Annotated in this window: 22 protein-coding genes; 13 read left to right on the top strand and 9 right to left on the bottom strand. The window is 43.5% G+C overall.

Features of this window, described 5'->3' with window-relative positions; translation table 11 throughout:
* Positions 1–14: 14 nt before the first annotated feature.
* The 3 genes from LX73_RS00110 to hppD form a co-directional block, all read right to left on the bottom strand.
* A complete protein-coding gene (locus LX73_RS00110) occupies positions 15–2,249 on the bottom strand; it encodes an IGHMBP2 family helicase (protein ID WP_148897437.1) in 2,235 nt (744 codons plus the stop codon).
* A 174-nt stretch (positions 2,250–2,423) separates the two neighbouring features.
* A complete protein-coding gene (locus LX73_RS00105; protein WP_148897436.1) occupies positions 2,424–3,608 on the bottom strand; it encodes a homogentisate 1,2-dioxygenase in 1,185 nt (394 codons plus the stop codon).
* 98 nt (positions 3,609–3,706) lie between these two features.
* Entirely contained in the window at positions 3,707–4,852 is a 1,146-nt protein-coding gene (gene hppD / locus LX73_RS00100) for a 4-hydroxyphenylpyruvate dioxygenase (protein ID WP_148897435.1), read from the bottom strand.
* 200 nt (positions 4,853–5,052) lie between these two features.
* Here hppD and paaA point away from each other — a divergent pair, with 200 nt between their 5' ends.
* The 11 genes from paaA (at position 5,053) to LX73_RS00045 (ending at position 15,774) form a co-directional block, all read left to right on the top strand.
* Positions 5,053–6,000 carry a 1,2-phenylacetyl-CoA epoxidase subunit PaaA gene (gene paaA, locus LX73_RS00095; protein ID WP_148897434.1) on the top strand — a complete coding sequence of 316 codons (948 nt, stop codon included), beginning with the start codon at positions 5,053–5,055 and terminating at the stop codon, positions 5,998–6,000.
* A 104-nt stretch (positions 6,001–6,104) separates the two neighbouring features.
* On the top strand, positions 6,105–6,419 hold the full coding sequence (gene paaB, locus LX73_RS00090) for a 1,2-phenylacetyl-CoA epoxidase subunit PaaB (RefSeq protein WP_148897433.1): 315 nt from the start codon (positions 6,105–6,107) through the stop codon (positions 6,417–6,419).
* On the top strand, positions 6,416–7,201 hold the full coding sequence (gene paaC / locus LX73_RS00085; RefSeq protein WP_148897432.1) for a 1,2-phenylacetyl-CoA epoxidase subunit PaaC: 786 nt from the start codon (positions 6,416–6,418) through the stop codon (positions 7,199–7,201). The genes paaB and paaC overlap by 4 nt, the downstream gene beginning before the upstream one ends.
* A gap of 89 nt (positions 7,202–7,290) precedes the next feature.
* Complete coding sequence (gene paaD / locus LX73_RS00080) at positions 7,291–7,803, top strand: 1,2-phenylacetyl-CoA epoxidase subunit PaaD (protein WP_148897431.1); 513 nt, start codon at positions 7,291–7,293, stop codon at positions 7,801–7,803.
* Positions 7,804–7,874: 71 nt separating this feature from the next.
* Positions 7,875–8,657: an enoyl-CoA hydratase-related protein gene (locus LX73_RS00075; RefSeq protein ID WP_148897430.1), complete on the top strand. Its 783-nt coding sequence runs from the start codon at positions 7,875–7,877 to the stop codon at positions 8,655–8,657.
* Between the two features lie 561 nt (positions 8,658–9,218).
* Positions 9,219–10,385 carry a 3-hydroxyacyl-CoA dehydrogenase NAD-binding domain-containing protein gene (locus LX73_RS00070; protein WP_148897429.1) on the top strand — a complete coding sequence of 389 codons (1,167 nt, stop codon included), beginning with the start codon at positions 9,219–9,221 and terminating at the stop codon, positions 10,383–10,385.
* A gap of 50 nt (positions 10,386–10,435) precedes the next feature.
* Positions 10,436–10,864, top strand: coding sequence for a PaaI family thioesterase (locus tag LX73_RS00065; protein ID WP_148897428.1), 429 nt, complete (start codon positions 10,436–10,438; stop codon positions 10,862–10,864).
* Between the two features lie 47 nt (positions 10,865–10,911).
* Positions 10,912–12,117, top strand: a complete 1,206-nt coding sequence (pcaF, locus tag LX73_RS00060; protein ID WP_148897427.1) for a 3-oxoadipyl-CoA thiolase — start codon at positions 10,912–10,914, stop codon at positions 12,115–12,117.
* Between the two features lie 42 nt (positions 12,118–12,159).
* Positions 12,160–12,756 carry an acyltransferase gene (locus LX73_RS00055; RefSeq protein ID WP_148897426.1) on the top strand — a complete coding sequence of 199 codons (597 nt, stop codon included), beginning with the start codon at positions 12,160–12,162 and terminating at the stop codon, positions 12,754–12,756.
* A gap of 123 nt (positions 12,757–12,879) precedes the next feature.
* Positions 12,880–14,928, top strand: coding sequence for a phenylacetic acid degradation bifunctional protein PaaZ (gene paaZ / locus LX73_RS00050; RefSeq protein ID WP_148897425.1), 2,049 nt, complete (start codon positions 12,880–12,882; stop codon positions 14,926–14,928).
* Positions 14,929–15,012: 84 nt separating this feature from the next.
* The gene (locus LX73_RS00045) at positions 15,013–15,774 is read left to right on the top strand and encodes an enoyl-CoA hydratase/isomerase family protein (RefSeq protein WP_148897424.1); all 762 of its coding nucleotides are present in this window, start codon (positions 15,013–15,015) and stop codon (positions 15,772–15,774) included.
* Between the two features lie 23 nt (positions 15,775–15,797).
* On the opposite strand, the gene LX73_RS00040 is transcribed toward LX73_RS00045, so the two are convergent.
* The 3 genes from LX73_RS00040 to hisC form a co-directional block, all read right to left on the bottom strand.
* The gene (locus tag LX73_RS00040; RefSeq protein WP_148897423.1) at positions 15,798–17,627 is read right to left on the bottom strand and encodes a sensor histidine kinase; all 1,830 of its coding nucleotides are present in this window, start codon (positions 17,625–17,627) and stop codon (positions 15,798–15,800) included.
* 114 nt (positions 17,628–17,741) lie between these two features.
* On the bottom strand, positions 17,742–19,844 hold the full coding sequence (locus LX73_RS00035) for an alpha-ketoacid dehydrogenase subunit alpha/beta (protein ID WP_148897422.1): 2,103 nt from the start codon (positions 19,842–19,844) through the stop codon (positions 17,742–17,744).
* An 11-nt stretch (positions 19,845–19,855) separates the two neighbouring features.
* On the bottom strand, positions 19,856–20,986 hold the full coding sequence (hisC, locus tag LX73_RS00030; protein WP_148897421.1) for a histidinol-phosphate transaminase: 1,131 nt from the start codon (positions 20,984–20,986) through the stop codon (positions 19,856–19,858).
* A gap of 165 nt (positions 20,987–21,151) precedes the next feature.
* On the opposite strand from hisC, the gene LX73_RS00025 reads away from it, so the two are divergent.
* Both LX73_RS00025 and LX73_RS00020 read left to right on the top strand, forming a co-directional pair.
* The gene (locus LX73_RS00025) at positions 21,152–21,847 is read left to right on the top strand and encodes an SDR family NAD(P)-dependent oxidoreductase (RefSeq protein ID WP_148897420.1); all 696 of its coding nucleotides are present in this window, start codon (positions 21,152–21,154) and stop codon (positions 21,845–21,847) included.
* Between the two features lie 73 nt (positions 21,848–21,920).
* Positions 21,921–22,592 (top strand): hypothetical protein, encoded by a 672-nt coding sequence (locus tag LX73_RS00020; RefSeq protein ID WP_148897419.1) that lies wholly within the window; start codon positions 21,921–21,923, stop codon positions 22,590–22,592.
* On the opposite strand, the gene LX73_RS00015 is transcribed toward LX73_RS00020, so the two are convergent.
* Genes LX73_RS00015 through LX73_RS00005 form a run of 3 tightly spaced genes read right to left on the bottom strand, consistent with a single transcriptional unit; the run spans position 22,589 to position 25,782 of the window.
* On the bottom strand, positions 22,589–23,539 hold the full coding sequence (locus LX73_RS00015; protein ID WP_148897418.1) for an SGNH/GDSL hydrolase family protein: 951 nt from the start codon (positions 23,537–23,539) through the stop codon (positions 22,589–22,591). The genes LX73_RS00020 and LX73_RS00015 overlap by 4 nt on opposite strands.
* Before the next feature lie 26 nt (positions 23,540–23,565).
* A complete protein-coding gene (locus LX73_RS00010) occupies positions 23,566–24,249 on the bottom strand; it encodes a Sir2 family NAD-dependent protein deacetylase (protein ID WP_148897417.1) in 684 nt (227 codons plus the stop codon).
* A 21-nt stretch (positions 24,250–24,270) separates the two neighbouring features.
* Positions 24,271–25,782: an acyl-CoA dehydrogenase family protein gene (locus tag LX73_RS00005; protein ID WP_148897416.1), complete on the bottom strand. Its 1,512-nt coding sequence runs from the start codon at positions 25,780–25,782 to the stop codon at positions 24,271–24,273.
* Between the last annotated feature and the right edge of the window lie 245 nt (positions 25,783–26,027).

The following is a 26,027-nucleotide window of genomic DNA, read 5'->3' as shown; positions in this document are numbered from 1 at the left end:
ACTAGGAATTGAAATTATAATCTTACTACCCGCCCCCAACTTTTAACGTAATCCACAAATTCACGGTACGTTTCGTGCGACGTCACCGTAGCACTATCCCCCACGACAATCAGTTTTCGCTTGGCACGGGTTAGCGATACGTTAAGCCTTCGCACATCCTTAAGAAAACCAATCTGATCGTCTTTGTTACTGCGCGTCAGCGAAATAATGATTACTTCCTTTTCACGTCCCTGGAATCCATCCACCGTCTTCACCTCCAGGTCTTCGACATCAATTTTTCGGTCGAGCAAATCAACCTGATCGTCATACGGACTGATAACAGCAATATCAGAGGGATACGCTCCGGCACGGAGCAAGTTATCAACCATATTGCTTACCCACAGCGCTTCTTCAGGATTTTCTTTCGACGTTGATCCCTGCCGGGATCGTTCTGCCGCATCTAACTGAACTGTATCGACAAACACAACCGGCTCAGCTGGATCAAGAATATCCATCAGCTCATTATCAAACGCATTAATATCGAGCTGGAGATCTGTAAGCGTGTGAGTGTTTACGCTTTCATCAGCAGAAAGTCCCTCTTCGTAAAACTGACGGCTAGAAAAGTCCATAATTTTCTCATGCATGCGATACTGTATGTCGAGCATACTTCTTTTGCCGGAATATTTCTCAGCCAATCGCTCAAAAAGGGTCTCTTTAAATCCCTGTTCAGCAGCCTTACGATTTTTCACCGTCGGTGGAAGCTGCCGATGATCACCGGCCATAATCACTTTTCTGCCATGGGTAATCGGAATTAAACAGCTGGGCTCAGTGGCCTGCGTAGCCTCATCAATGACTACAAGATCAAAATGGCGTCCCTCCAACAGTTCACTGCCAGCAGTGCTGTTGGTCGTACAAATAACCTGCTTGCTGTCAAGGAGCTCATCAACGGCCTCTTCCCGAAGTTGGTCAGCCTCCTCGAACAGTTCTTCAATATCATCCTGAATCTCAATCCACTGCGCCATCTCCTGAATCTTGTCAGCTGAAACACCGCGCGAGCTTCGTCCGTCTTCGGCAAGTTCTTTAATTTTACTATTGCTCATTCCCCGCCGGTATTTTCCTGATGGATGCGTAAATTCTTCCTGCTCTTCCTTTTTTTCAAATGCCTGTTTCCGTAACTCTTCTGACTGACTAAATTTCGGATGTTCTTTAATCAAACTGTCCAGCGTATGCTCTTTCAGCTTTGGTGTTACACGAGCTGGATGACCTACGCGAACGGCTTCTTTGCTGCGATCCAGCAGAAAATCAAGGATATTGTCAACAGCCGTATTCGAAGCCGCCGTGGCCAAGACGGACTTTCCATCTGCCATGGCCTGTTCAATAACTTCGATGGCTGTGGTCGTCTTCCCCGTGCCGGGCGGCCCGTGAATCAGATGGAAATCATCGGCTCCCAAACTAGCAGAGACCGCCTTTTTCTGGGATTCATTCAAATCACCATTAAACCACTCCTCTACCTCTTTGTCGTCAGAAGGTATTGGAGCTTGGATCCCCACAAAAATATTGCGCAACTCAGCTAATGCTCCTTTAGCCTCTTCCAGCTGAGTTAATGCATCCTTCATCCGCTGATAGGTAATATCATTGACATAAAGATCCATACGCAGTCCCTTACCGAATATAAAACTTCGGGGCTGGTCGAAAGCTGCTGTAATCGAATAGTTTGTCTTTTGTACTACCGTTCCGGTAGGATTATCACTCAGCAGAGGATCTCTGTGGGAAATCATCACCAGGTCGCCAACCGAAATCTCAGTTTCCGGCAGGGGCTCTCCTTTGTGCTGACGCATGAATTTCACCAGCTTTCCTTCAAGCGCATTGCCTTCGTCGCGGCCTCTCAAATGAAGAATAGCTTTTCCATCGGCCTCTCGCTGCTGACCTGAAAGTGTGCGAATACTTTCTTCGTGCTCCCGCATCTCCTGTTCGCGTTCCAGTTCAACCAGCTGTTTTAAACGATCCGAGTATTCAAAAACCGTCTCTAAATCTTCAAAATTTTCCGTATCGACATCCCGAACCGATACCCGTGACTGACCTACTTTCTTGCCATCCAGCTGTTTCGCAAGCTTCGTCGCTTTTTTGCCATTAACTTCTACAAAAGCTTTTGAGCCATTTATATCAATATTGCCAATTATAGCGGGATCAATATCTGTTTCACCGCCGATGGCTCCCAGAATATCTCCCGGTCCCTGATTGTCAATCTCAGTGATTAAAATATGTTCCATCGCTTTATTCTACTATCTAACTAATCTGTATTTTAATTTGATGATGCTACCTAGTAACAGAAAGAAGATGAACAGAAATTCCAAACATGTGTACCTATTCTACAATAGCTTGAAAAAAAGAAAAGCCTGCCGTAAATAGAAGCGACAGGCTTTAAATAAGTGTTATTGAGTAGATTATTCTTCCGCTTCGATTTTTTCCTTCTCCCCATCCTCGATCCAAGAGTAGGGATAACCATCGTCATCCAGCTTCTTGGCCTCGGTGGTGAGATGTAACGGATGGAAGGTATCAATCATCACCGCATACTCATCAGTTTCTTCTTTACCGATACTACCCTCATATTTCCCAGGATGCGGCCCATGAGGGATACCACCGGGATGCTGCGTAATACTGGCTGTTTCTACACCTTTTCGACTCATAAAATCACCTTCTACATAGTACAACACCTCATCCGAATCAACATTGGAGTGAGCATAAGGTGCGGGAATAGATTTGGGATGATAGTCGAACTTGCGAGGACAAAATGAACACACCACATAATTGGGGCCTTCGAACGTCTGATGAACGGGTGGCGGCTGATGGACACGTCCCGTAATCGGCTCGAAATCCTTGATATTAAAAATCCATGGATACAGGTACCCATCCCAACCAACGACATCAAAGGGATGGTGTTCGTACCAATATGATGTATAACGTCCCTGTTTTTTAATCCGGACTTCAAATTTACCTTGTTTGTTAACAAAAATTGGTCCTTCGGGGCGGCGAATGTCACGCTCACAATAGGGACTATTCTCGGCAAATTGTCCCTTTTCGGTCAAATAGCGATCCGGCACGTCAATAGGTCCGGTTGAATCTACCGTGAGCATGCGATTTTTTTCGGTTTCAAATACCATCTGATAAATTGTGCCGCGCGGAATGAAAATATAATCTCCATATCCAAAATCGAGCTTGCCAAACATAGTCTGCACGTATCCTTCCCCCTCGTGGATAAAAAGCAGCTCATCATGCTCTCCATTTTTATAGAAATAATCCATCGATTCCGTAGGACGTACCACACCAATTTGAACATCGTTATTGTAGAGCAACACTTTTCGTCCCATTACTGGATCGCCACCTTTGGCAACATTGGCCGTACGCAGGTGGTGATGGCGAAGTATTCCTTCATCCCACTTTTCGATATTAATCTCTTCTCCGCGTTCTACCTTGGTTGTTCGTGTTGGTGGGTTATGGTGATAAAGCAGTGATGAACTTCCGTGAAAACCCTCTGCTCCAAACAGTTGCTCTTGGTACAGTTCCCCGTCCGGACGTCGAAACTGTGTATGCCGCTTGGGGGGGATTTTTCCTAGCTGGTGATAAATCATGGTGACCTCCTTTTTGTAGAGAGTAGAAAGTCAAAAGTTCAGAGTTATAGTACCTAACAAAGTACCTTTTACCCAGTACTTAGGACCTTCGACTAAATTTAAAGATTTCCGCGCCGCTCCTGCTCGCGTTCTATTGCCTGAAAGAGCGCTTTAAAATTACCCTTCCCAAAACCACGAGCTCCTTTACGCTGGATAATTTCAAAAAATAGTGTCGGACGATCTACAACTGGCTTTGTGAAAATTTGCAACAAATATCCTTCATCATCTCTGTCAACCAAAATGCCCAACTCTTCCAGCTTGTCAATGGGTTCGTCAATAGTACCAACCCGACTCTCGAGTTCTTCATAATAAGTAGTAGGCACGTGTAAAAATTCGAGTCCGCGGTTTTGTAACTTTTCAACTGTTTCAATAATATCACCCGTCAACAATGCAATATGCTGAACGCCCGGTCCTTCATAAAAATCAATATATTCCTCAATTTGGGATTTCCTCTTGCCGTCAGCAGGCTCATTAATTGGAAATTTGATCATCCCGCGCCCACCAGCCATTACTTTCGACATAAGCGCCGAATATTCTGTAGAAATATCATCATCATCAAAATGGATATACTGGGTAAAGCCCATCACATCGCGATAAAAATCAACCCACGTTTCCATTTCACCCAGTTCAACATTTCCCACACAATGATCTACATACTGGATACCAACTGAACTCACATCTTTCAGTGGGGATTCTGTAGCTTCAAAACCCGGCATGAAAATCCCGTCATATTCCACACGATTAATAAGCGTATGAATAGTATCACCATAGGTTGCTATGGCCGCTTTGCGTATTTTTCCATGCTCATCTTCAAGATCATGTGGTTCTTCTACGCTTTCCGCCCCACGCTTGACCGTCTCTTGGTAGGCCCGATCAACATCTTTTACATGCATGGCAATATCGCGAACACCATCCCCATGCTGTAAAACATGTTTAGCTATAAAAGAATCACTGGACAATGCCGAAGTTAGCAAAAATCGAATATTGCCCTGCTGAAGCAAATATGAAACGCAGTCTCGGTTACCCGTTTCAAGTCCACTAAAGGCCTTAAGTTCAAATCCAAATACTGTTTGATAAAAGTGAGCCGCCTGCTTTGCATTACTGACGTAATGTTCTATATAATCAACATCTTGAAGACCTAAATGGTCATCAAACTCCTCTTCAACGGGACGTTCCAAGGTTGCACTATTGGGATCAGCTTTCATACGTTACTCCGACTCAGTTATCATTTTAACTACTGTAAACTTTAATATAGTATCCTACCGGTAACGTCTCAAATTATTTAAGTGAAATATCTATTTAGCTTATAAAAATAATACTAAATCGAGACATGAATGCATTTGTTTAATTTAACGTTCATGTATATGTTCTGAGTAACAAAAATGTGCTCCAAATTCTTGTACTTATGAGTGAAGAATCAACAAATAAAAAAACATTCCAAGAACGAATTGACAACGGCGAAACTATTGAACCTAAAGATGATATGCCGGATCGTTATCGCCAACAGCTCATCCGGATGATGTCTCAGCATGCGCATTCTGAAGTTGTGGGTATGCTGCCCGAAGGAAATTGGATTACCCGTGCCCCTTCGTTGCGCCGTAAGATGATCTTGTTATCAAAAGTACAGGATGAAGCCGGCCATGGTCTTTATCTGTACAGTGCTACCGAAACACTTGGCGCCAGCCGGAAAGAAGTAATCAACCAGCTACTAGAAGGTAAAGCCAAATACTCAAGTATTTTTAACTATCCTACGCTCAGCTGGGCTGACGTAGCCGTTATTGGCTGGCTGGTAGATGGGGCAGCTATTATTAACCAAACTATGCTAGCACGAAGCTCATACGGCCCCTACTCACGGGCAATGGTCCGCATCTGTAAAGAAGAGAGTTTCCACAAAAAGCAAGGATACGAAATGGTAGCCCAGATGGCTGATGGTACATCTGAGCAGCAAGAAATGATTCAGGATGCTGTGGATCGCTGGTGGTGGCCTACACTCATGATGTTTGGCCCCCACGACGAAGATTCGCCCAACAGCGAAGAGCTAATTAAGTGGGGCGTGAAATCTAAAACCAATGATGAGTTACGCCAGAGTTTTGTTGACCGGCATGTGCAAGAGGCCCATACTGTAGGACTTGAAATTCCTGATCCAGACCTGGAGTACAATGAAGAAACCGGCCACTGGGAATTTGGGGAAATTGACTGGGATGAGTTCTGGAATGTCGTTAAAGGCAACGGCCCCATGAATAAACAGCGGATGAAGGCACGCCGAGAAGCCCACGAAAATGGCGAATGGGTACGCGAAGCAGCCGAAGAATACGCCCGCAAACAGAAATTAAGCAAAGAAAAAGCAAGTTAGTTGATTACCGGTTAATAATTATTCGTTACTTGGATTTTTCTATTAATGAATAACTATCCCATAACCTTTTAAGAATTAATCTATATTCTGAACAAAAGTTAAACATGAGCAACGATAAAAAATCAGAAAACAAAGACACCCAATGGCCGCTGTGGGAGGTATTTACTCAACCCAGAGACGGCAAGCCCCATCAGCATGCAGGGAGCCTCCACGCCCCTGATGCCGAAAAGGCGCTCGAAAATGCCCGAGATGTCTATGCGCGGCGTAAAGAAGCCGTAAACCTTTGGGTAGTGCCCAGCGAAGAAATTGTGGCATCCAAAGGTGAAGATGCAGGTCCTTTTTTCGATCCTGCTGATGACAAACCCTATCGGCACCCGCAATTTTACGATGTCCCCCGATCTACAAAACGACGATCATGACTACACAAACAAAAACATTGACAAAAAAAGAAGCACTTTTCGATTATTTAGTTCGCTTGGCTGATGATCGCCTGATTCTTGGCCATCGGCTTTCGGAATGGTGTGGACACGGTCCCATCCTAGAAGAGGATATTGCACTAGCAAATATTGCACTGGACTATATCGGTCATGCCGCTTCACTTTATGAGTATGCAGTAGAAATTGAAGATGAAGGGCGCCATCGAGATGACTTGGTCTATTTTCGCAATGATCCCGAATACACTAACCTAAAGATTACTGAACTGCCCAAAGGCGATTTTGGATTTACTATTGCCCGACAATTTTTGTTCTCAGCATTTAGCTTTTACCTGTATCAAATTCTGGCTGATGCCGATGATGAACAATTCAGCGGCATGGCGGCCAAACACCTGAAGGAAGTAAAATACCACCTGCGACACAGCCGCGAGTGGGTACTGCGGCTTGGCGACGGCACCGAAGAAAGTCACCAACGTATTCAGGATGCCTTCGACGAAATTTGGACCTATACCGGTGCCCTATTTTATCAAGATGAAATTGATGACCTCTTACAGGATGAAGAGATAGCTGCTGATACCAAAAGTTTTAAAACTGACTGGAAAAACCTTGTATCGGATACTCTAAAAGAAGCAACACTGGAAGTTCCTGATTTCGATCAATATATGGCCGAAGGAGGACGTAAAGGACTGCATACCGAACATCTTGGCCACCTTTTGGCTGAAATGCAGCACTTGCGACGCTCCTATCCTGATGCCAACTGGGAGTGATAGGTTACAGGGTTGATGATTTGTAACCAGATTTATTAACCTGATATTTTTTTCAATATGTAAGCTCGTGTTTCGTTAAATAAGTAGTTATGCCTGAACCCGTAACCAAATATAGCAAAGAGGATATCTGGGAGCTTATCGCTGAAGTAACCGATCCCGAAATTCCCGTATTGACTATCGTTGATTTGGGTATTGCTCGCAGCGTTGAACGCGAAGATGATACGTATGTGATTAAAATTACGCCCACCTATTCCGGATGTCCCGCGATGAAGGCTATTGAAGATGAAATTGAAAAAACACTTCGCAAAAACGGAATCCAAAATTTTGAGGTCCGAAAAGATTTTTCAGAAACATGGACCACAGACTGGATGTCGGACGACGCCAAAAAAAAACTTAAAGATTACGGAATTTCTCCACCGGGCAAAACCGACCCGGATGAGGATTTCCTATCTTCACTCAAACAATCCGACAAAACTATCTCGTGTCCCTATTGTGATTCTCAAAATACGGAATTGCAGAGTGAGTTTGGCTCCACAGCCTGTAAATCACAATACTACTGCCATGACTGTGATGAGCCTTTTGAACATTTTAAATGTATTTAGCTGCTCATCTACTTAAATTTGAGACCACAATTCATAAGCTTAAAAATCTGCACCCAACAAGATAATTACTAATGAGTCAATTTATTGAACAAGAGCTTACTGACAGCATTCTCACTCTCAGACTTAATCGGCCTGAAAAATACAATAGCTTTATTCGGCCTATGGCCAAACAGCTGCAAAATGCATTGGCTGACGCAGCAGAAAATGATGAGGTGCGTTGTATTCTGATTACCGGTAAAGAAAAGGCATTTTGCGCGGGACAGGATTTAAAAGAAGCTGCTGAACAAGCAGAAGATTTTGAGCTTGGGGATGCTGTTCGATCCAGCTATAATCCCATTGTCAAAGCCATTCGCACTATTGAAAAACCAGTCGTTTGTGCCGTTAACGGCACGGCTGCAGGCGCTGGGGCAAATCTTGCCCTATGCTGTGATTTGGTACTAGCTTCAACAGAAGCTGTTTTTGTGCAATCTTTTAGTAAAATTGGGCTCATCCCTGACTGTGGCGGAACCTTTTTCTTGCCTCGCTTAGTTGGCATGCAGCGTGCAAATGCCATGTACTTGCTGGATGAAGAAATTTCTCCACAAGAAGCCGAAAAAATCGGGCTGATCTATAAAGCCGTTCAACCAGCTAAGTTAATCGACGAAGCCAAGCAAATATGCCAAAAACTGGCAAGTATGCCCACCAAAGGATTTGGACTCTACAAAGAAGCCATGAATCAATCGCTGTCGAATAATCTAGATGAGCATTTGGAAGTTGAAGCAGACCTACAAACCCGGGCCGGTAAAACGGATGACTATAAGGAAGGCGTGCAGGCTTTTTTGGAGAAACGTAAACCTGACTACAAGGGTAAATAAAATAGGATTCAGTAACGTAGCTGCTTGCCCGCCTTGGTCAACCTTTTATCACCAGATAGAATATCCTTGCATCATCAACGGCCACCTTAGGTACTCAGCATCATATAATGTGTGGCAAGCTACCGTTGACAGCCGGAAAGAAAGCCTAGCTGTTATGCCATAAGAAATTGTATGATACGGCAATGCTCGAAACTGTTCCCTCTTTTCAAAGCAACCATTGGGGGCTCCTTCTTGCGTAATTTTTTAGTCAATATCGCATCAACACCTCAAAATAGCCCATTGTTGGGCATAATTACAGATCTTTTATTATGAAGTTACTATTTTATTAAAAGAAGGCTTGCAAAACCTAGCTTGTCATCCCAAATTCCGTTCAGGATCTTGATTTAAACGCAACAACTGACATGAGATTCTGAAACAAGTTCAGAATGACAACATAGAGATAGTTTTACAAAGCCTTCTAAAACTCAACGGCGGCATCTCGTATAGTTAATGGGTTGGTTTTAAGATTGAAATCGTTATTTTCAAAATTACCAAATATTAACATTTAGATATACTTCATTTATGGATCAGTCAGCGGCAATTGGTGTAGTTGGCGCCGGAACAATGGGACAAGGCATAGCCCAAATTGCATCAACATACGGACATCAGGTTTATTTGTATGATGCGTATGCAGATCAGCTTGGAAATGCCAAGCATGCTCTCAGAAAAATTTTACAGCGCCAAGTTGAAAAAGAACGGATGACCCAGCAAGAAGTTGACGGCATTATGGAGCGCATCCATTTTGAAGATGATCTTGTCAAGTTTGATGAATGCGAACTTGTCATCGAAGCTGTGGTTGAAGATCTAGAGATCAAGCAGGATGTATTTCAAAGACTCGAAGGTATTGTGCCGCGTGATGCTATCTTAGCCACAAATACTTCTTCCCTCTCCATTGCTTCTATTTCATCCGCACTAAAAAAGCCAAAGCGATTTCTTGGGATTCACTTTTTTAATCCTGCTCCTATTATGCCGCTGGTGGAAATTGTGCCGGGTATTACTACTACCGATCAGACAACCAAAACTGCCCGCCAGCTCATTGATGACTGGGGCAAAACTACGGTGCTGGCTAAAGATACACCCGGATTTATTGTCAATCGTGTAGCGCGACCATTTTATAGCGAAGCTATTCGCCAGCTTGAAGAAGGCGTGGCCGACGTAGCCACTATAGACTGGGCTATGAAAGAGATCGGTGGCTTTCGGATGGGACCTTTTGAACTTATGGATTTTATCGGTCACGATGTAAATTACAAAGTAACCCAAACAGTATTTGAAGAGTTCTTCTACGATCCACGTTTCAAACCTTCATTTACCCAAAAACGGATGGTAGAAGCCGGATATCTGGGCAAAAAATCCGGAAAGGGATTTTACGAATACGGCGATGGTGCCAACAATCCCGAACCAACCAAAGATGAAGAATTGGGGCAAGATATTGTCGATCGCATTGTTGCCATGCTCATCAACGAGGCAGCAGATGCTGTATTTATGAATGTGGCGACCGTCGAAGATGTAGACCTTGCTATGACTAAAGGCGTCAACTATCCCAAAGGACTATTAAAATGGGCAGATGATATAGGACCGGAACAAGTTTTAGAGCAAATGACTGCTCTGCAGATGGAATACGGTGAAGATCGCTATCGCCCGAATCCATTATTGAAACGAAAAGTCAGAAATAACGAAACCTTTTATTAGCCACAGATACCATCAATTAATCCGTACCGATCGGTATAAACTTGCAGCCTATGGATAAACAAAAACTAGCAGAAAATGTGGTTGAAAAAATGATGGCTGATGACGCCTTTAGCCAGTGGCTGGGGATTGAAGTCATCGATATTACTCCAGGATCTGTAACCCTGAAGATGGAAGTGCGGCAAGGAATGACCAATGGATTTAACGTATCCCATGGGGGTATAGCTTTTTCGCTGGCAGACAGCGCTTTAGCCTTTGCATCCAACAGCTACGGCAGAATATCCTTGGCTCTCGAAAATAATATTTCATTTATAAAAAAAGTTACGGCCGGCGATATGCTGACCGCAACAACCGAAGAGCTAAGCCTCGGAAACCGCATCGGCGTATATAATGTTACAATTATGAACCAGCATGATGATACTATAGCCACATTCCGAGGCACTGTTTTTAGAACGCAAGAACAACATTTTGAGCAGAATTGAAATTGAAGAAACTTTTTTATTTAACACCTTAAACTTTCTACTAGCTTATGTCTGAAGCTTATATTATTGACGCTATCCGAACTCCCATTGGAAAGTATCGCGGATCGCTCTCTCCCATCCGTGCTGACGACTTGGCAGCACTACCGATAAAAGAGCTCATGAATCGTAATAGTGACATCGATCCCGAACGTATTGAAGATGTTATTTTGGGATGCGCCAACCAGGCAGGCGAAGATAATCGAAACGTAGCTCGTATGGCTGCCCTGCTGGCAGGCCTACCCACTTCGGTGCCCGGGGAAACGGTAAATCGGCTCTGCGCATCGGGCATGAGCAGTACCGTACAAGCTTATAAATCTATTAACGTAGGCGAAGGTGACCTCTTCATTACGGGCGGCATGGAGCATATGACCCGCGGGCCCATGGTACTGGGCAAAGGGTCAGCGCCCTACTCCGGTACCAACGAGATGCATGATACCACCTTTGGATGGCGATTCGTAAATCCCAAGATGGACGAAGAGTATGGCAGCGAAGCAATGGGCGAAACAGCTGAAAATATTGTAGAGAAATTTGGCGTAAGCCGCGAAGACCAAGATAAGTTTGCGGCCCAATCACAACAGAAAGCAGCCCGCGCTACCGAAAACGGTCGACTGGCCAAAGAAATTATGCCAGTGGAAATTCCCCAAAGAAAAAGTGATCCCAAAATTTTTGAGGAAGATGAGTTTATTCGCCCGGAAACTACGGTGGAAGTACTTAATAAACTACCGGCAGTATTCCGTGACGGTGGATCAGTCACGCCCGGCAATGCCAGTGGCATCAACGACGGGGCCTGTGCTATGCTGGTAGCCGGCGATTCGGCCATTAAGGATTTCGACCTGGAACCAATGGCCCGCATTGTAGCTTCGGCCGTGGTGGGTGTGGAACCCCGTATTATGGGGATGGGTCCGGTAGGCGCCAGCCGTAAAGTGTTAAGTCGTACAAACTTGTCTCTTGATGATATTGATATTATTGAACTTAATGAGGCCTTTGCAGCCCAAAGCTTAGCTGTACTGCGAGAGTTAGGTATTGACGATGATGATCCCCGTGTGAATCCTCACGGAGGAGCTATTGCTCTTGGTCACCCGCTGGGCATGTCAGGAGCTCGACTGCTGCAAACAGCGTCTATTGAGCTGCACGAACAGAACAAGCAATATGCACTGTGTACCCTGTGCGTGGGCGTAGGACAAGGCATGGCGGTGATTCTGGAAAAAACATAAATATAACAGCTAGCATAAACTACTAACCATTAACCAACAAAAATGGCTATATACGAATTTGATGGTTACAAGCCGGTTGTTGACGAAAGTGCTTATGTACACCCACAGGCAGCAGTAACAGGTAACGTAGTCATCGGCAAAGATGTCTATATCGCGCCCGGAGCTGCCATTCGCGGTGATTGGGGTAAAATCATCATCAAAGACGGGTGCAACGTTCAGGAAAACTGCACTATTCACATGTTCCCCGGTGTAACCGTAGTGCTCGAAGAAAGTGCACATATCGGGCACGGAGCCATCATTCACGGCGGACATATCGGGCAGAACTGTCTTGTGGGAATGAATTCCGTCGTCATGGATAATGTAGATCTTGGAGCAGAGTGTATTGTGGGAGCCATGTCGTTTTTGAAAGAAGGCATGGACATTCCAAAGCGAAAACTGGTGGTCGGGAATCCCGCAAAAATTGTTAAAGATGTATCCGATGAGATGATCAAATGGAAAACAGAAGGTACAAAACTGTATCAAAAATTACCCAAGCAATTACATGATACGCTCAAAGAATGTGAACCGCTGCGGGAGGAGTCAGAAGATCATCCCAGTCAGTCGGTTAAGTATGAGACATGGGGAAATAGAAAGGAATAGTTATGGAGGATCATTGGAAGCATCTTCATTTTGATTCTGAATCAACCTCTAAAAATCGCAGCGGTTACTCTGCTCTCTCACAATCACATGAGTAATATCTTCAACATCAATTAAGTATTTACTATGAAAGTACGAAGTTATATTAAAGGCCAATGGATAAACGAAGGTAAAGAGACCGATCTCATCAGCGCAGTAACCGGTGACACGGTCGCCCAAATGGTAGAAGGCGATCTTGACTACAAAGGTGCCTGTGAATATGCCCGCCAGCAGGCCGGACCTAAACTCCGATCAATGTCAATTCACGAGCGGGCATTTAAAATCAAGTTTTTGGCACAATATCTACTCAAACGTAAAGAAGACTATTACGAGCTTTCCACGCATACCGGTGCAACGCGACAAGATTCATGGATTGACATTGAGGGTGGCATCGGCAGCATGTTTTCCCTATCCAGCAAATCGCGGATCAATCTTTCTGACCTGCCCTACCATGTCGAAGGGAGCCATGAGCAACTGTCGCGCGAGGGTACTTTTGTGGGACAACATATCTGCGTGCCGCGGCACGGAGTGGGTGTACACATTAATGCGTTCAACTTTCCGGTTTGGGGAATGTTGGAAAAGCTGGCCCCGACCATTATTTCCGGGATGCCCGCTATTATCAAACCATCACCAGTAGGTTCATACTTGGCTTATAATGTATTCAAAGACATGGTAGAATCTGAAATTCTTCCTGAAGGTTCCATTCAGTTTATTGCCGCTGATAAACCGGGTGATCTGCTGGATCATCTGAACAGTCAGGATTCCGTGGCCTTCACAGGATCAGCAGAAACAGGGCGCAAGCTTAAAGCCCATCCTAATATCGTTGCCAACAATGTTCGTTTTAACCTGGAAGCTGATTCCCTGAACTGCTCCATCCTCGGCTCGGATGTAACACCAGATATGGAAGAGTTTGACCTCTTTATTGATGAAGTAGCCGAAGAAATGACCGTAAAAACAGGACAAAAATGTACAGCCATTCGGCGGACGATCGTCCCGGAAAATCAAGTAGATAATGTCATTGAAGCCCTGAATGAAAACCTTGATCAAACAACAATTGGAAACCCTGCCGAAAAAGAGACACAAATGGGTCCTTTGGCTAGTAAGTTACAAGCCGATCGGTTTGATGAACAGCTTACTACGCTCACCAACGTTACAAAATCCGTTTACGGTAACGGCGAACAAAAAGGAGCATTTACAAGTCCCCATGTATTACTTTGCCATCAGCCGCTGGATGTTGACGAAGTCCACAAGGTTGAGGCTTTTGGACCAATGACTACCGTAATGCCTTACGACTCTAATGATGAAGCTATTGCCTTGGCCAATAAAGCTGATGGTTCGCTGGTAGGATCACTATTTACGGCGGATGATGATATTGCCCGCGAAATTACGCTGGGCTGCGCCCCTTACCATGGTCGTTTCATGGTTATTAATCGTGACTCTGCTGATGAGTCAACCGGACATGGTTCTCCGATGCCACAACTTATTCACGGTGGACCGGGCCGCGCGGGCGGTGGCGAAGAACAAGGCGGCGCACGGGCCGTTATCCACAATATGCAGCGGGTAGCATTGCAGGGATCCCCAACCACACTCAAAAATATTACCAATCAGTATATCAAGGGTGCCGAAACGAACGAAGCGGATACCCATCCTTTCCAGCAGTATTTTGAAGAACTTGAGGTGGGGGATGCCCGTACTACCGAAAAACGCACAGTTACTAAAGAGGATATAGAAGAATTTGCCGAACTGAGCGGTGATGAGTTTTACGCCCATACTGATCCGGATGCAGCAGCACGTTCCCTATTCGGAGAAATTGTGGCCCACGGATATTTTGTACTTTCAGCAACAGCCGGTTTGTTTGTTCACCCTGATGAAGGTCCCGTATTACTTAATTATGGATTAGAAAACCTGCGATTTGTGGCTCCGGTTTCTCCCGGCGATACCATTCAGGCAAAGCTGATTGTAAAACGGAAGACTGTCCGCCAAAAGAAAGCCAAAGACAAATTTCCTTTTGGTATTGTTTACTGGGACGTAGAAGTCACTAATCAGGATAACGAGATTGTCGCTGAATACACGATATTGACACTCATCAAGCGTAAGCACACCTTGGATATGGATATTTTCGAAGAGGAAAACTAATTTTCCGCAGATTTTATACAGATTTAGATAGATAATAATAACCTAAGCTCGCGCTCATGCGCGGCCAAAAATATTTAAGTAAGTATGTCCCAAAACGGAGAAATTACTACAGACATCACTAATAACATCGGAACCATTGAATTTTACCATCCCAAAGGAAATTCACTGCCTGGTAAACTGCTGCGTGAACTTGCGGAGACAATCACAGACATAGGTAAAAATCCCGATACAAATGTCATCGTTTTGAAAAGTCGTGGAGACGGGGCTTTTTGTGCCGGCGCTTCCTTTGATGAGCTTATTGCCATTGATAACTACGAGGAAGGCAAACACTTTTTTATGGGCTTTGCTCACGTTCTTAACGCCATGCGGCAGTGTCCAAAACTGACAATTGTACGTGTGCAGGGTAAAACAGTCGGGGGTGGGGTTGGTATTGCTGCTGCCGGAGATTACACCATTGCACACAAGGCAGCCTCGGTAAAATTAAGTGAGCTGGCCCTTGGTATCGGTCCTTTTGTCGTTGGACCAGCTGTAAAACGGAAAGTAGGTACTTCGGCTTTTAGCTCGTTATCTGTTGATGCCAGCAGCTGGAATGATGCTGAGTGGGCTCGCAGAAAGGGGCTGTTTTCTTATGTTTGTCAATCCCATGATGACCTTGATCAAGAGGTAGATCGGTTGGCTGAGCAGCTTGCCGATTACAGCCCAGAAGCTATGAAGGAATTGAAAAAAATATTTTGGGAAGGGACAGAAAACTGGGACGAACTACTGGAGCAACGCGCAGAGATAAGCGGGCGGCTGGTGCTATCCGACTTTACTAAAACCTTTATTGATAATTTCAAGAATGGATAATACCAATATCTAAGAAAGGGAATTTAAGAGTTTACCACATCTTCAGCAGTAAATTTTACTTCTATGAAAGCTCCATTGTCATTTTTAAAAGAAAGTTCTGCATCTAGCTGTTTTGATAACGTAGAAACGAGTGTGAGCCCCAGTGACTCATCTACTTGTGGATCTTCATCAAATCCACGCCCATTATCCTGCACGCGAAGAATAATATGAGAATCATCCTTTTGTAATGTTACCTCAATAGTCCCTTTACTACTATCCTCGAATGCGTGCTTTAAAGCATTCACAACCAGCTCATTTATCAACAGCGAACACGGAATGGCCTGGTTAATATTCAATGCCAAATCATCAACATGAAGACTGATATCAATATCGGAATCTTCACTAAGATAGGTATTACGAATAGCATTGAGTAGTTCACGGCTATATTTTTTAAACTTAATAAAGGAAAGATTATCCGTCTGATATAGTTTTTTATGAACCAGTGCAATGCTTTGTACCCGAAGCTGACTTTGCTGCAGGGCCGAAACGGCATATTTATTCTCAGCCTGCCAGAGCTGCATCTCTATTAATCCCGATATAACGGCAAGATTATTCTTTACCCGATGATGGATTTCACTAATTAAAATTTCTTTCTCTTTTAGTGACTCAGATATCTTTTTACGGGCCTCAATTTCAGAACTAATATCACTGGCAACAATTACATATCCCGATATAGCACCTGATTTATCTTTGATGGTGCCCTTGGAAACACTTACCGGAATTTCTGAAGTTTCTTCTACAAAGAGTTTTGCATTGCGGCTTTTTATGCCTTCTGCCGAACTATCTTGCAACAAGTCTTCAGGCAGCTCATCAAAAATAGTACCAAGCGGACGACCCAATAGCTCATCTTCCTGCTTGTCAACCATGGTCGCTCCCGCAGAATTAACCCGGGTTATATTATAATTTTTATCCGTTACAACCAGCAGATCAGCCATAGCTTCAATAATGCTGTCCACATAATCACGCGATACCGTAGTTTCCTGCAGGCTCTCGACCATCTCGTCAAAGGTATTGCTGAGCTGGCCCAACTCATCATTGGAATGATAATCAATACGCTCATCCAAGTTACCCTGACCAATTTTTTGGGCAGCTTGTGCAATTCTTTGAACAGGATTGGCAATAGAACGATACAGAAAAGAGGTAATGATAATAGTTATAACTAAAGCTGCCAACGTTGCAAATCCCAAAATAGAACTTGTTTTATCTAACCGATCATTAAGGCTGGCAATTTTTTGCTCATGATTCATCTTCGTTTCTCGGCGCACATCCTCGATCAGCGGAATGAGATTACTCCGGAAAAAAGGCTCAATGGTCACCGTAAAGAACTCTTTGCCATCCTCATAATTTTTGGAACTTAGTTGCTGAAATCGCTGTGTCAGAGAAGCATAAATTTGAAATTTATTTTGTAACCTGTCTAAAAGCGATATCATTCGAGCAGTTCGGCCATTCACTGTCTGGCTTTTCGCAGAATCTTTTTTAACCAGCTTTTGCATCTGACTAAAACTACTTTTAAACCGGTTAAGGGTAGAATCTAACTCTGCATTCAGTGCTTCCGGTGATTTTTCACTTCTGCTAAAGTTCATAGACAGACTCTTGCGGTACTGATTACCAAGCAAATACTGCATCTGGGTAATACTTCGAAAAAGCTGTGTTGTCATTTCACCAACTAAATTAACCTCGCGGATCGCCTCTTCACTTTCGGATGTAACTTTATCTTTTACCGACTGATTGATGTATGAAAAGGTTATACCTATTCCCCCAACAAGAATTACAACAATCGTAAAGCTCAGTATCAATTTAGTTCTAAGCTTCATATAAATGATTTGTTAAGCCGTTACCCAAGATCAATTTTCTGTAAGAGCTAATAGAATATCAAAAAGTACCGACGATGAAATGTATCCCAACTTACTTAAAAGAATGAGTACTTTTTAAAAAGAAAGCAAATCTTGTGCTTTTTGAATAATTTTTCCCTTATCGGGCAAAACGGAATCCATGAGCTCAACATTGTAGGGAACAGGGATATCAGGCATAGTAAGTCGCTCGATGGGTGCATCCAGATATTTAAATGCTTCTTGAGAAAGGATAGCACTTATTTCTGCGCCAAATCCCGCCGTTTGTGTGTCCTCATGGACAATTAAGCAACGATTGGTTTTCTGTACTGATCGCAACACCGCCTCTTTATCCCACGGCATAAGCGTACGCAAGTCAATAATTTCTGCATCAATATTTGATTCTTCAACAGCAAGCTCGCACTGTTCACACATTGCGCCCCAAGTAACCAGGGTAATATCATTACCCTCTCGGAGAATTTGAGCTTCCCCAAACGGCACAACATATTTGTCTCCTGGATAAGGACAACGCGCATACTTCGCATCCAACAAATTTCGGTGCTCAAAAAATATAGTAGGATTATTACTGCGCATAGCCGACCGTAGCAGCCCCACAGCATCGCGGGCATTACTTGGCATAGCCAACTGCCAACCAACTGCATGAGCAAAGAATACTTCGTTACAGAGACTGTGCCACGGGTCACCACACTTTGCAAAGCCGCCGGGCATCCGAACAACAATGGGTGCGGCAAACTTATTGGCCGTACGCCAACGGATAGTACCACAGTTATTTAACTGTTCAGTAGCAGGATCGGCATATTTTCTAAACTGAATTTCGGCCACCGGCATCATCCCCGAGTAAGCAAGCCCCACAGCACGACCTATAATACCCTCTTCTGATAAACTGGTATCAAACACACGAGACTCTCCATGGGTAGTCTGCAACCCCATTGTTGCAGCATGTACCCCGCCTTTGGCGGCTACATCTTCCCCAAATACCATCAGTTTGGGATTAGTCTCCAGCTCATAATCCAGCGTTTTGCGAATAGCTTCTACAATATTGATCCGCTGTTTACTTGGCTCAGGAGTTGTTGCACTTTCCGGAAATGAATGATCAGATGGAGCCAGTCCGCCAATTGTTTGGATATCGGGACTGCCATCTTCATTCTTTTCTTCAAAAGCATACCGTGTCGTCTCACTGCTATCGGGAGCAGAACGGTCCAATGCCGCTTCGCTTGCTTCTTCAATATCATCTGCTGCATCCTCTTCAAATGTTGTCCACTCCTTTTCAGAAATTTGATCCGGAACTAGAAACGATTTCACCTTATCAAGCGGATCATTCTGGCGTTCTTTTTCTATAAGTTCTTCCGATTTGTAGGCTTGGTTATCCTGATACGAATGACCATTTAACCGTGGCATCGTCAGATGTATTAAGGCCGGTCCCTTCCTGTCACGTACATAACTTACTGATTGGTCAATAAGGTCTGCGGATTCTACCGGATCGGTACCGTCACCATCAAAAATGCGAATATTTTTAAATGAATAAAGGTTGTTAGCAATATTTCCGCCGGGTGTCTGATATTCACCGGGCACCGAGATCCCGTAGCCGTTATCCTCAACATAAAACAATATGGGCAAATCCTGGGTAGTTGCTATCGTCAAAGCCGACCAAAAACCATTTGTTGCTACAGACCCCTCACCTCCCAATACAACTGAAATAGCTTTCTCATACTCCTCATTACCAAGCGTTTGGGCATGATACCGGATCCCCTGAGCCCATCCAACAGCGGGTGTATACTGGGAACCCACATCACCGGCCATAGGTAATACAGTTGCCCCCTCAATGCCCGGCTTATTACATACAACACCGATATCGCGACCATCACTATAACCACCGGACTTGCCCATTGGAGCAGCCATGGCATCCTCTAGGGATAATCCCAGTGAAAGCAACAGCGGCCGTGAACGATAATAGGCACTGGCAGCATCGTGCTGGTGGTTCAATTGTGAACCTAATAACATCTGTCCCAGTTCATGTCCCCGAGCAGAAAATTGATATAATACATCTCCGTTGGGTACTAATTCATTCTCTTCTTTGTCGTCCATGGCCCGTGAACGCAGCATTAATTTAGTAATTCTGTTCCAGTCAACTGATGCTGCGGTAGTTGGTATTTCTTTGTTATTTGTTTGTGAGGTTGACATAAATATCTAAGTTAAATACTTGGTAATTCTTGTGCTTCTATAAGATTTTTAAAACTCCGCTCAAAATGGCGCATCTCCTTTTTCCTACCGATTGTTATACGCACGCAATTCGGTAATCCAAAAGCGTTGATACGTCGCAGGATTACCCCCTGCTCTAACATCTTTTGCGTAAAATCTATCGCTGCTTGTTCGGTAGGCAATACCATCATTACCGAATTAGATATTGAAGAAACATATGATACACCGTGCTCCTCAAAAAATTTGTAGAGTCTCTTTTTGCCCTCGTTAACTACATCCTTGGTTTTTTTTAGAAAAGCCGGATCTCCCAATGCCGCAAGTGCAGCTGCCTGGGCTGCTACTGTTGGTTCAAAAGTCAACTTTGTTTTCATCATTTCGGTAATAATCTTTTTCGAGGCAATACCATATCCCACTCGAAAACCTGCCAATCCATACGCTTTCGAAAAAGTGCGTAAGGTAATCACATTATCAAAATCGTATCGCAGTGAATGAGGATAGTCAGATACATCCTGTGCAAATTCGAAATAGGCTTCATCCATGACTACCAGCACGTCACTGGGTACCTTGCGCATAAATTGCTCAAACTCTGATCTCGTAATATACGTGCCGGTTGGGTTGTTTGGATTGGCGATATACACCATCTTCGTCCGCTCAGAAATGGCATCAGCCATAGCATTTAAGTCGTATCGGTAATCATCAGTTACCGGAATCTTTTTTATAGATATGCCTCGAATATTACCCTGCACAAAAAAACCGACGAAGGTAGCGTCGGCAGTTACGGCTTCTTCGTTATTCAAGAAGAAAGTTCGACAAAGATTGGCAATGAGGCTTTCTGATCCAGCACCTACAATAATATTCTCCGGATCGATATTATTTTCATCAGCTAATACTTCGCGTAATTGCCCCGATGCCGGATCTGGATAATCCTGAATTTCCTGCATTGCCTTAACAACCTGTGGCTGCACGTGCGAACTGCACCCTAACCTATTTTCGTTGGATGCGAGCTTTGAAATTTCCGGTGGGTCGTATTCTTCTTTCACTTCGGCAATAGTCTTGCCGGCCACATATGGCGAAAGGTCACGAATATTAAGAGGAACCAACGGACGATTACCCAGTTTCGACATAAAATTACAGCAACTTTATTGAACTATTAATAACGAAATTAAGCGTTATTAATATGCCGAAATTAGTTCATTTACACAACGAATGAAGGCTAAATTTTTTTGATAAATCAATATTGTAAGAACAACATTAGCTTATTACTTTCACTGGCAAAGAACCATACAATTATGTCAAAATTTGCAGTAGTAACCGGTGCTAGTCGTGGCATTGGATTTGAAATTTGTACAACGCTTGCCAGCAAAGAACATCACGTAATGGGAGTAGCCAGATCCCAGGATAAACTAGCTACACTCGAAGAGCAATATCCTGAGTATATCTACACAATGCCTGTAGATCTTACAGATGAACAAGCCGTTGCAAAGCTGACAAAGCGTATAGAAGAGTACAAAAACGGTGTTGACATCATTATTAATAATGCCGGTGCACTTATTAATAAATCATTCAGCGAACTTTCCCTGTCTGATTGGCGTGCTCAAATTGAGAGTAATTTGATTACTGCCGTTAACCTAACACAACAATTGCTACCATCACTAAATGAAAGTGCCCATATCGTAAATATCAGCAGTATGGGAGGTTTTCAAGGAAGTGCCAAATTTCCCGGTCTGGCAGCATACAGCGTTTCCAAAGGGGCTTTAAGTACCCTTACAGAATGTCTGGCTGTAGAATTATCTGATCAAAATATAAAAGCAAATGCGCTATGTCTGGGAGCAGTGCAAACCGAAATGCTGGAACAAGCTTTTCCGGGGATTGAAGCTCCAGTATCCGCAAAAAAAATGGGTGACTATATTGCAGATTTTGCACTCAACGGATCTGAATTATATAATGGAAAAATCCTGCCGGTTGCCTTAGAAGACCCGGAATAAAACGTACTGTAGTGGGAATAGTATCGTATATTTTCTACATTACTTTTTAATTTTTAATCACAATATGAGAGTCGTGAAAAAACTTTTAATTTCTCTTTTCTTAGCAGCTGCATTCATTACGGGACCTGTTTTCAATTCATCTGCTCAATCTATTAAACTTTTGGGCAGCAACACATTAAATGGAGCCATTAATGGAGTACTGCTCGGAGGAGCTACCATGGCTCTTAAAAATAGCGAAGACCTTGCTCCTGTACGCGTAGGGCTCGGCGGTGGCACACTTTACGGCATCGGAATAGGAATTTATGATATTACACAAGTAGATGCAGGTCAACAGTTTTATATTTCCGGTACTTTTAACGACGGTACTAACTCTTCGGTAATTGTACTGCTCGACACTATTTACGGTGCAGCTGGTGGCGCAATCATAGCTTCTTCTATTGCGCTTGTTGGTCAAAATCCACTTCTTGATGCATTACAATATGGGTCGGGGGTTGGCGCTTGGGCTGGTTTTGGCTTTGGACTTATTGATACATTTGTATTTGCTACAGGTCCCAACTACGGGCAGCAGACTTCAATATCCCAACAAGATGTTGGCGGATTGATAACCTACAGCAATAAATCTGAGTCTCTTCAAGTAGGTATGCTGAAACCTGATATGATTGAGCAAAAGACAATGAATAGCCAGTCGGTAACAGTTACCCACCGACCGGCAATCAACATTGTACAACTACAGCTAGGTTTTTAATCTTCGTCTTCTCCTGTATCAAAATCGTCCGGAGTTTCCAGCTGGGCTCCTTCTTCGGGATCTTTTGCCAATGCTAAAAATCGTACTAGCTCTTTAACTGTGTTTGTGTGACCAGAAAGTGATGGATGGAGACCGTCACTGAGGTAATTCCATGGTGCTGGCCCTCCATTTTCTTCACCTTCGTGCTCTTCTTGGTCTTCGTCGTGCATTCTCTCTCCCAAAGGATCTATAATGTATCCTTTCTTGCCCGTCAAAATCTCCCGGATACTACTCAAGTCTTCTTCAAACAAATTGAAATTAAACAACCGAATTTGTTGCAGCATCTCTGTAATAACGGGCGGTGGCGTCATCCAAATAAGTGGGTTATCCGTAACTTCCGAAACATTCGCTTCAATAGTATTTAGGTTTTCCCAGTAATCAGCAAGTGAAACCATGGGGCGATCAGGAGCTACATGCAACCGCTGTGCATCAAAAGTACCAAGTGCCACAATGACCCAGTCCGGTTCGTGATCCAGCACATCTCGGTTCAATCGCTTGAGTGCCTCAGTAGAACTATTATACGACACACCACTGTTAATAAAGGTATATTCACTTCCTTCCAGCCCTATCTCAAGTACATGCTCAAAAATATGAAACCAACTCTGGAGGTCATCAGTTATAGAATCACCGAGAGCCACGATAGTATCTCCATCTTCAAAGGGAAGTTCCTCAATCCACTCAGCTACTTCAGGATCCTCAAGAAGCTCAATAGCAGCCTGCTTTGCATTTGAACTAAATCGATCGCGCAACTTCTTTAGCTCACTGTGTTCAAGCCCCATTAAGCCAGCTATGGCTTCTTCATTTTCTATACCCGGTAACAATGGGTATCGTTTTTCAAGATTCAAAAACTGTAGTAAGTATTTTTCGAGTACTTCTTTTTCTTCATCACTAGCTAAATAATCAGCCATAAATATTAACTAAAAAAATTATTGTGTTAGTTTTCTAAAAGTATATTAACTAATTCTGGAGTTCCGTTCTCAGCTCGTTTTTGCAAATGATTCCATTCTTCATCAATCAATTCCGGAGTAGCAGGGTCTATAACATATTTTGGAATACCGTCGGGAACCAAGTCTACCAATCCCGCAGCAGGATATACCACCAACGAAGTACCGATAACAATTAATATATCGGCTTCCGGCATAATTTTGGATGCTTTTCGCATATTTGGAACCGGTTCTCCAAACCATACGACATGCGGACGCAGCTGAGCACCATCTTCGGCCGTATCCCCCAGTTCAATTGTATCGCCACCGATCTCATAAACCAAGGAACGATCTTTTTCACTCCTGACTTTTGACAGCTGCCCATGTAAATGCAGGACCTGTGATGAGCCGGCTTGCTCATGGAGGCTATCTACATTCTGTGTTATAATTTGTACATCGTACTGCTGTTCAAGCTTATTTAGGGCAGTATGACCTTCATTAGGATCTACAGCGTGAGCTTGTTGTCTTCGCTCATTGTAAAACTTTAGTACTAGCTCTTTATCTCTTTGCCAAGCTTGGGGAGTTGCCACTTCGCTCACGTCATGCCCTTCCCACAAACCATCGGAACCACGAAATGTTTTGAGTCCGCTGTCTGCGCTCATCCCCGCACCGGTGAGCACAACAATCTTTTTCATCAGTACTAAGAATTGGTGTTACTAACTGTGAACAAGTTCCGGAGTAATGGAGTCCAACCACGAACTGGATTCTTCGTAATCTTCTACCACCTCAGCCGCTTCGTCACGAACAAATGACGCTGTCATCCGCTTAACATCTGTTCTCAAGACCTTAACAGCATTATTAATCAATTTCTGATTAAAATCCTTATCTCCCAATCGAAGGGTGAATTCCAGCGAAATGATTCGGCTCAAAATACGACCCAATTCTACCAACCGATCTTGTGTAAGTTTTTGGTTAATTTTAAAATCCAGCAAATCTGAGAAATAATCAGCAGCACGCTCGGTTAGTCTAAAATCACTCAAAAAAGTATAGAGGTTACGCAAATTCAACTTGCGCATATTCTTCAAGACTGATTCAGATATTTGTTGATACAAAATATCATTGGATCCCTCGAATATCTGAAAAGAACGGCTGTCAACCATTGACCGGCCGGCAATATTATCCAATCGATATCCTTTTGCACCACTTAACTGTACCAATGACTGGGCAGCCTGATGCATTAAATCAGTGGTATAAGATTTAATAGCATTTGCAGTTAAATCCATATCGGATACATCTTTATTGATAGGTACATTCTCGCTCGTAAACGCACACATGGCTGAACAGATGGTAAACGATGATTGGAGTCGGGTAATGCGCTTTTTCACCTGGTCATAATTGAATAAACTTTGCCCCCCCACGTACCGTTCTTTACAATGAGTTATGGCTTCATCTAACATACGTTTTAAAAAGCCCATGCCCATTCCAGGAAATTGAAGGCGGCTGCGGTGCAACACATCAAGCATCATTTTAATGCCAATAGATTTTGGTTGCAGCCTATACTCTTCCGGTACTGTAATATTGATGTTGTTACGTCCATACGGAAGCATGTAAAGTCCTAAATTATTGTAATACTCTTCAACTTCAATACCTCCACGGCGGCTGTCATGAATAAAGAAATTAATATCTCGTCCGAGCTTTCCACCTCCATTTTCTTTACGAGCAGTGATAAGCCAAAAGTCAGCGGCCCCAGTTAGTCCCGCCCAATGTTTGGTACCGGACACATTATATACAGCTTCACCATTATTTTGCACCTTCCTAAAAGAAGTTTCCATGTGTAGGGCATCAGAACCGTAGTTTGGCTCCGTAATCATCAACCCACCCATGTTGTTTTCCTGAAGAAAACGATCAAAAATAGATTGCTTTATTTGCTCAGAACCATAGTTAACGACCGGTTGTAGAAATAACGCTCCATTAATACCCATCATCAAGGAAAGTGGAAGCGATTCGTAAGAACTAACTTCTAACATCGAAAGCGCCTCGTGTGTCTGTGCTCCCCGCCCACCATACTCTTCCGGGATAAAAACGCTGAGAGGCTTACAATTCATTGCCTCATCTATAATATCCCGAGGCAACCCACGATCCAGACTTATCTCATCAATATCGTTCTGGACATTAAATAAGTTATGCAGCTTTGTCTTATAGCGGGTTATAAAAGAAGAAAAATCCATGTCCTTAAATCGGATTGAAAAGTATTTATCACTAGAAAAAGACTCAAAATTGATATCAATCAATTGCCTATAATATAGCGAATTTAATGCCTATAGAAAAACATCTGCCAACTATAAAATATTTTTTTGTGGGAGCTCCATCTTTTTTCTACAAAGAAAGCCCTTTGCGCAGGGCGCAAAGGGCTATATAATAACGAGCAGTCGGGGACCTACGCTCCCGGCCGGTTGGCCAGTACCATCGGCGC

Source organism: Fodinibius salinus, from assembly GCF_008124865.1.
Taxonomy (GTDB): Bacteria; Bacteroidota; Rhodothermia; order Balneolales; family Balneolaceae; genus Fodinibius; species Fodinibius salinus.
Note: the sequence above shows the minus strand (reverse complement) of the source record. Positions and strands in the feature narration are given on the sequence as shown.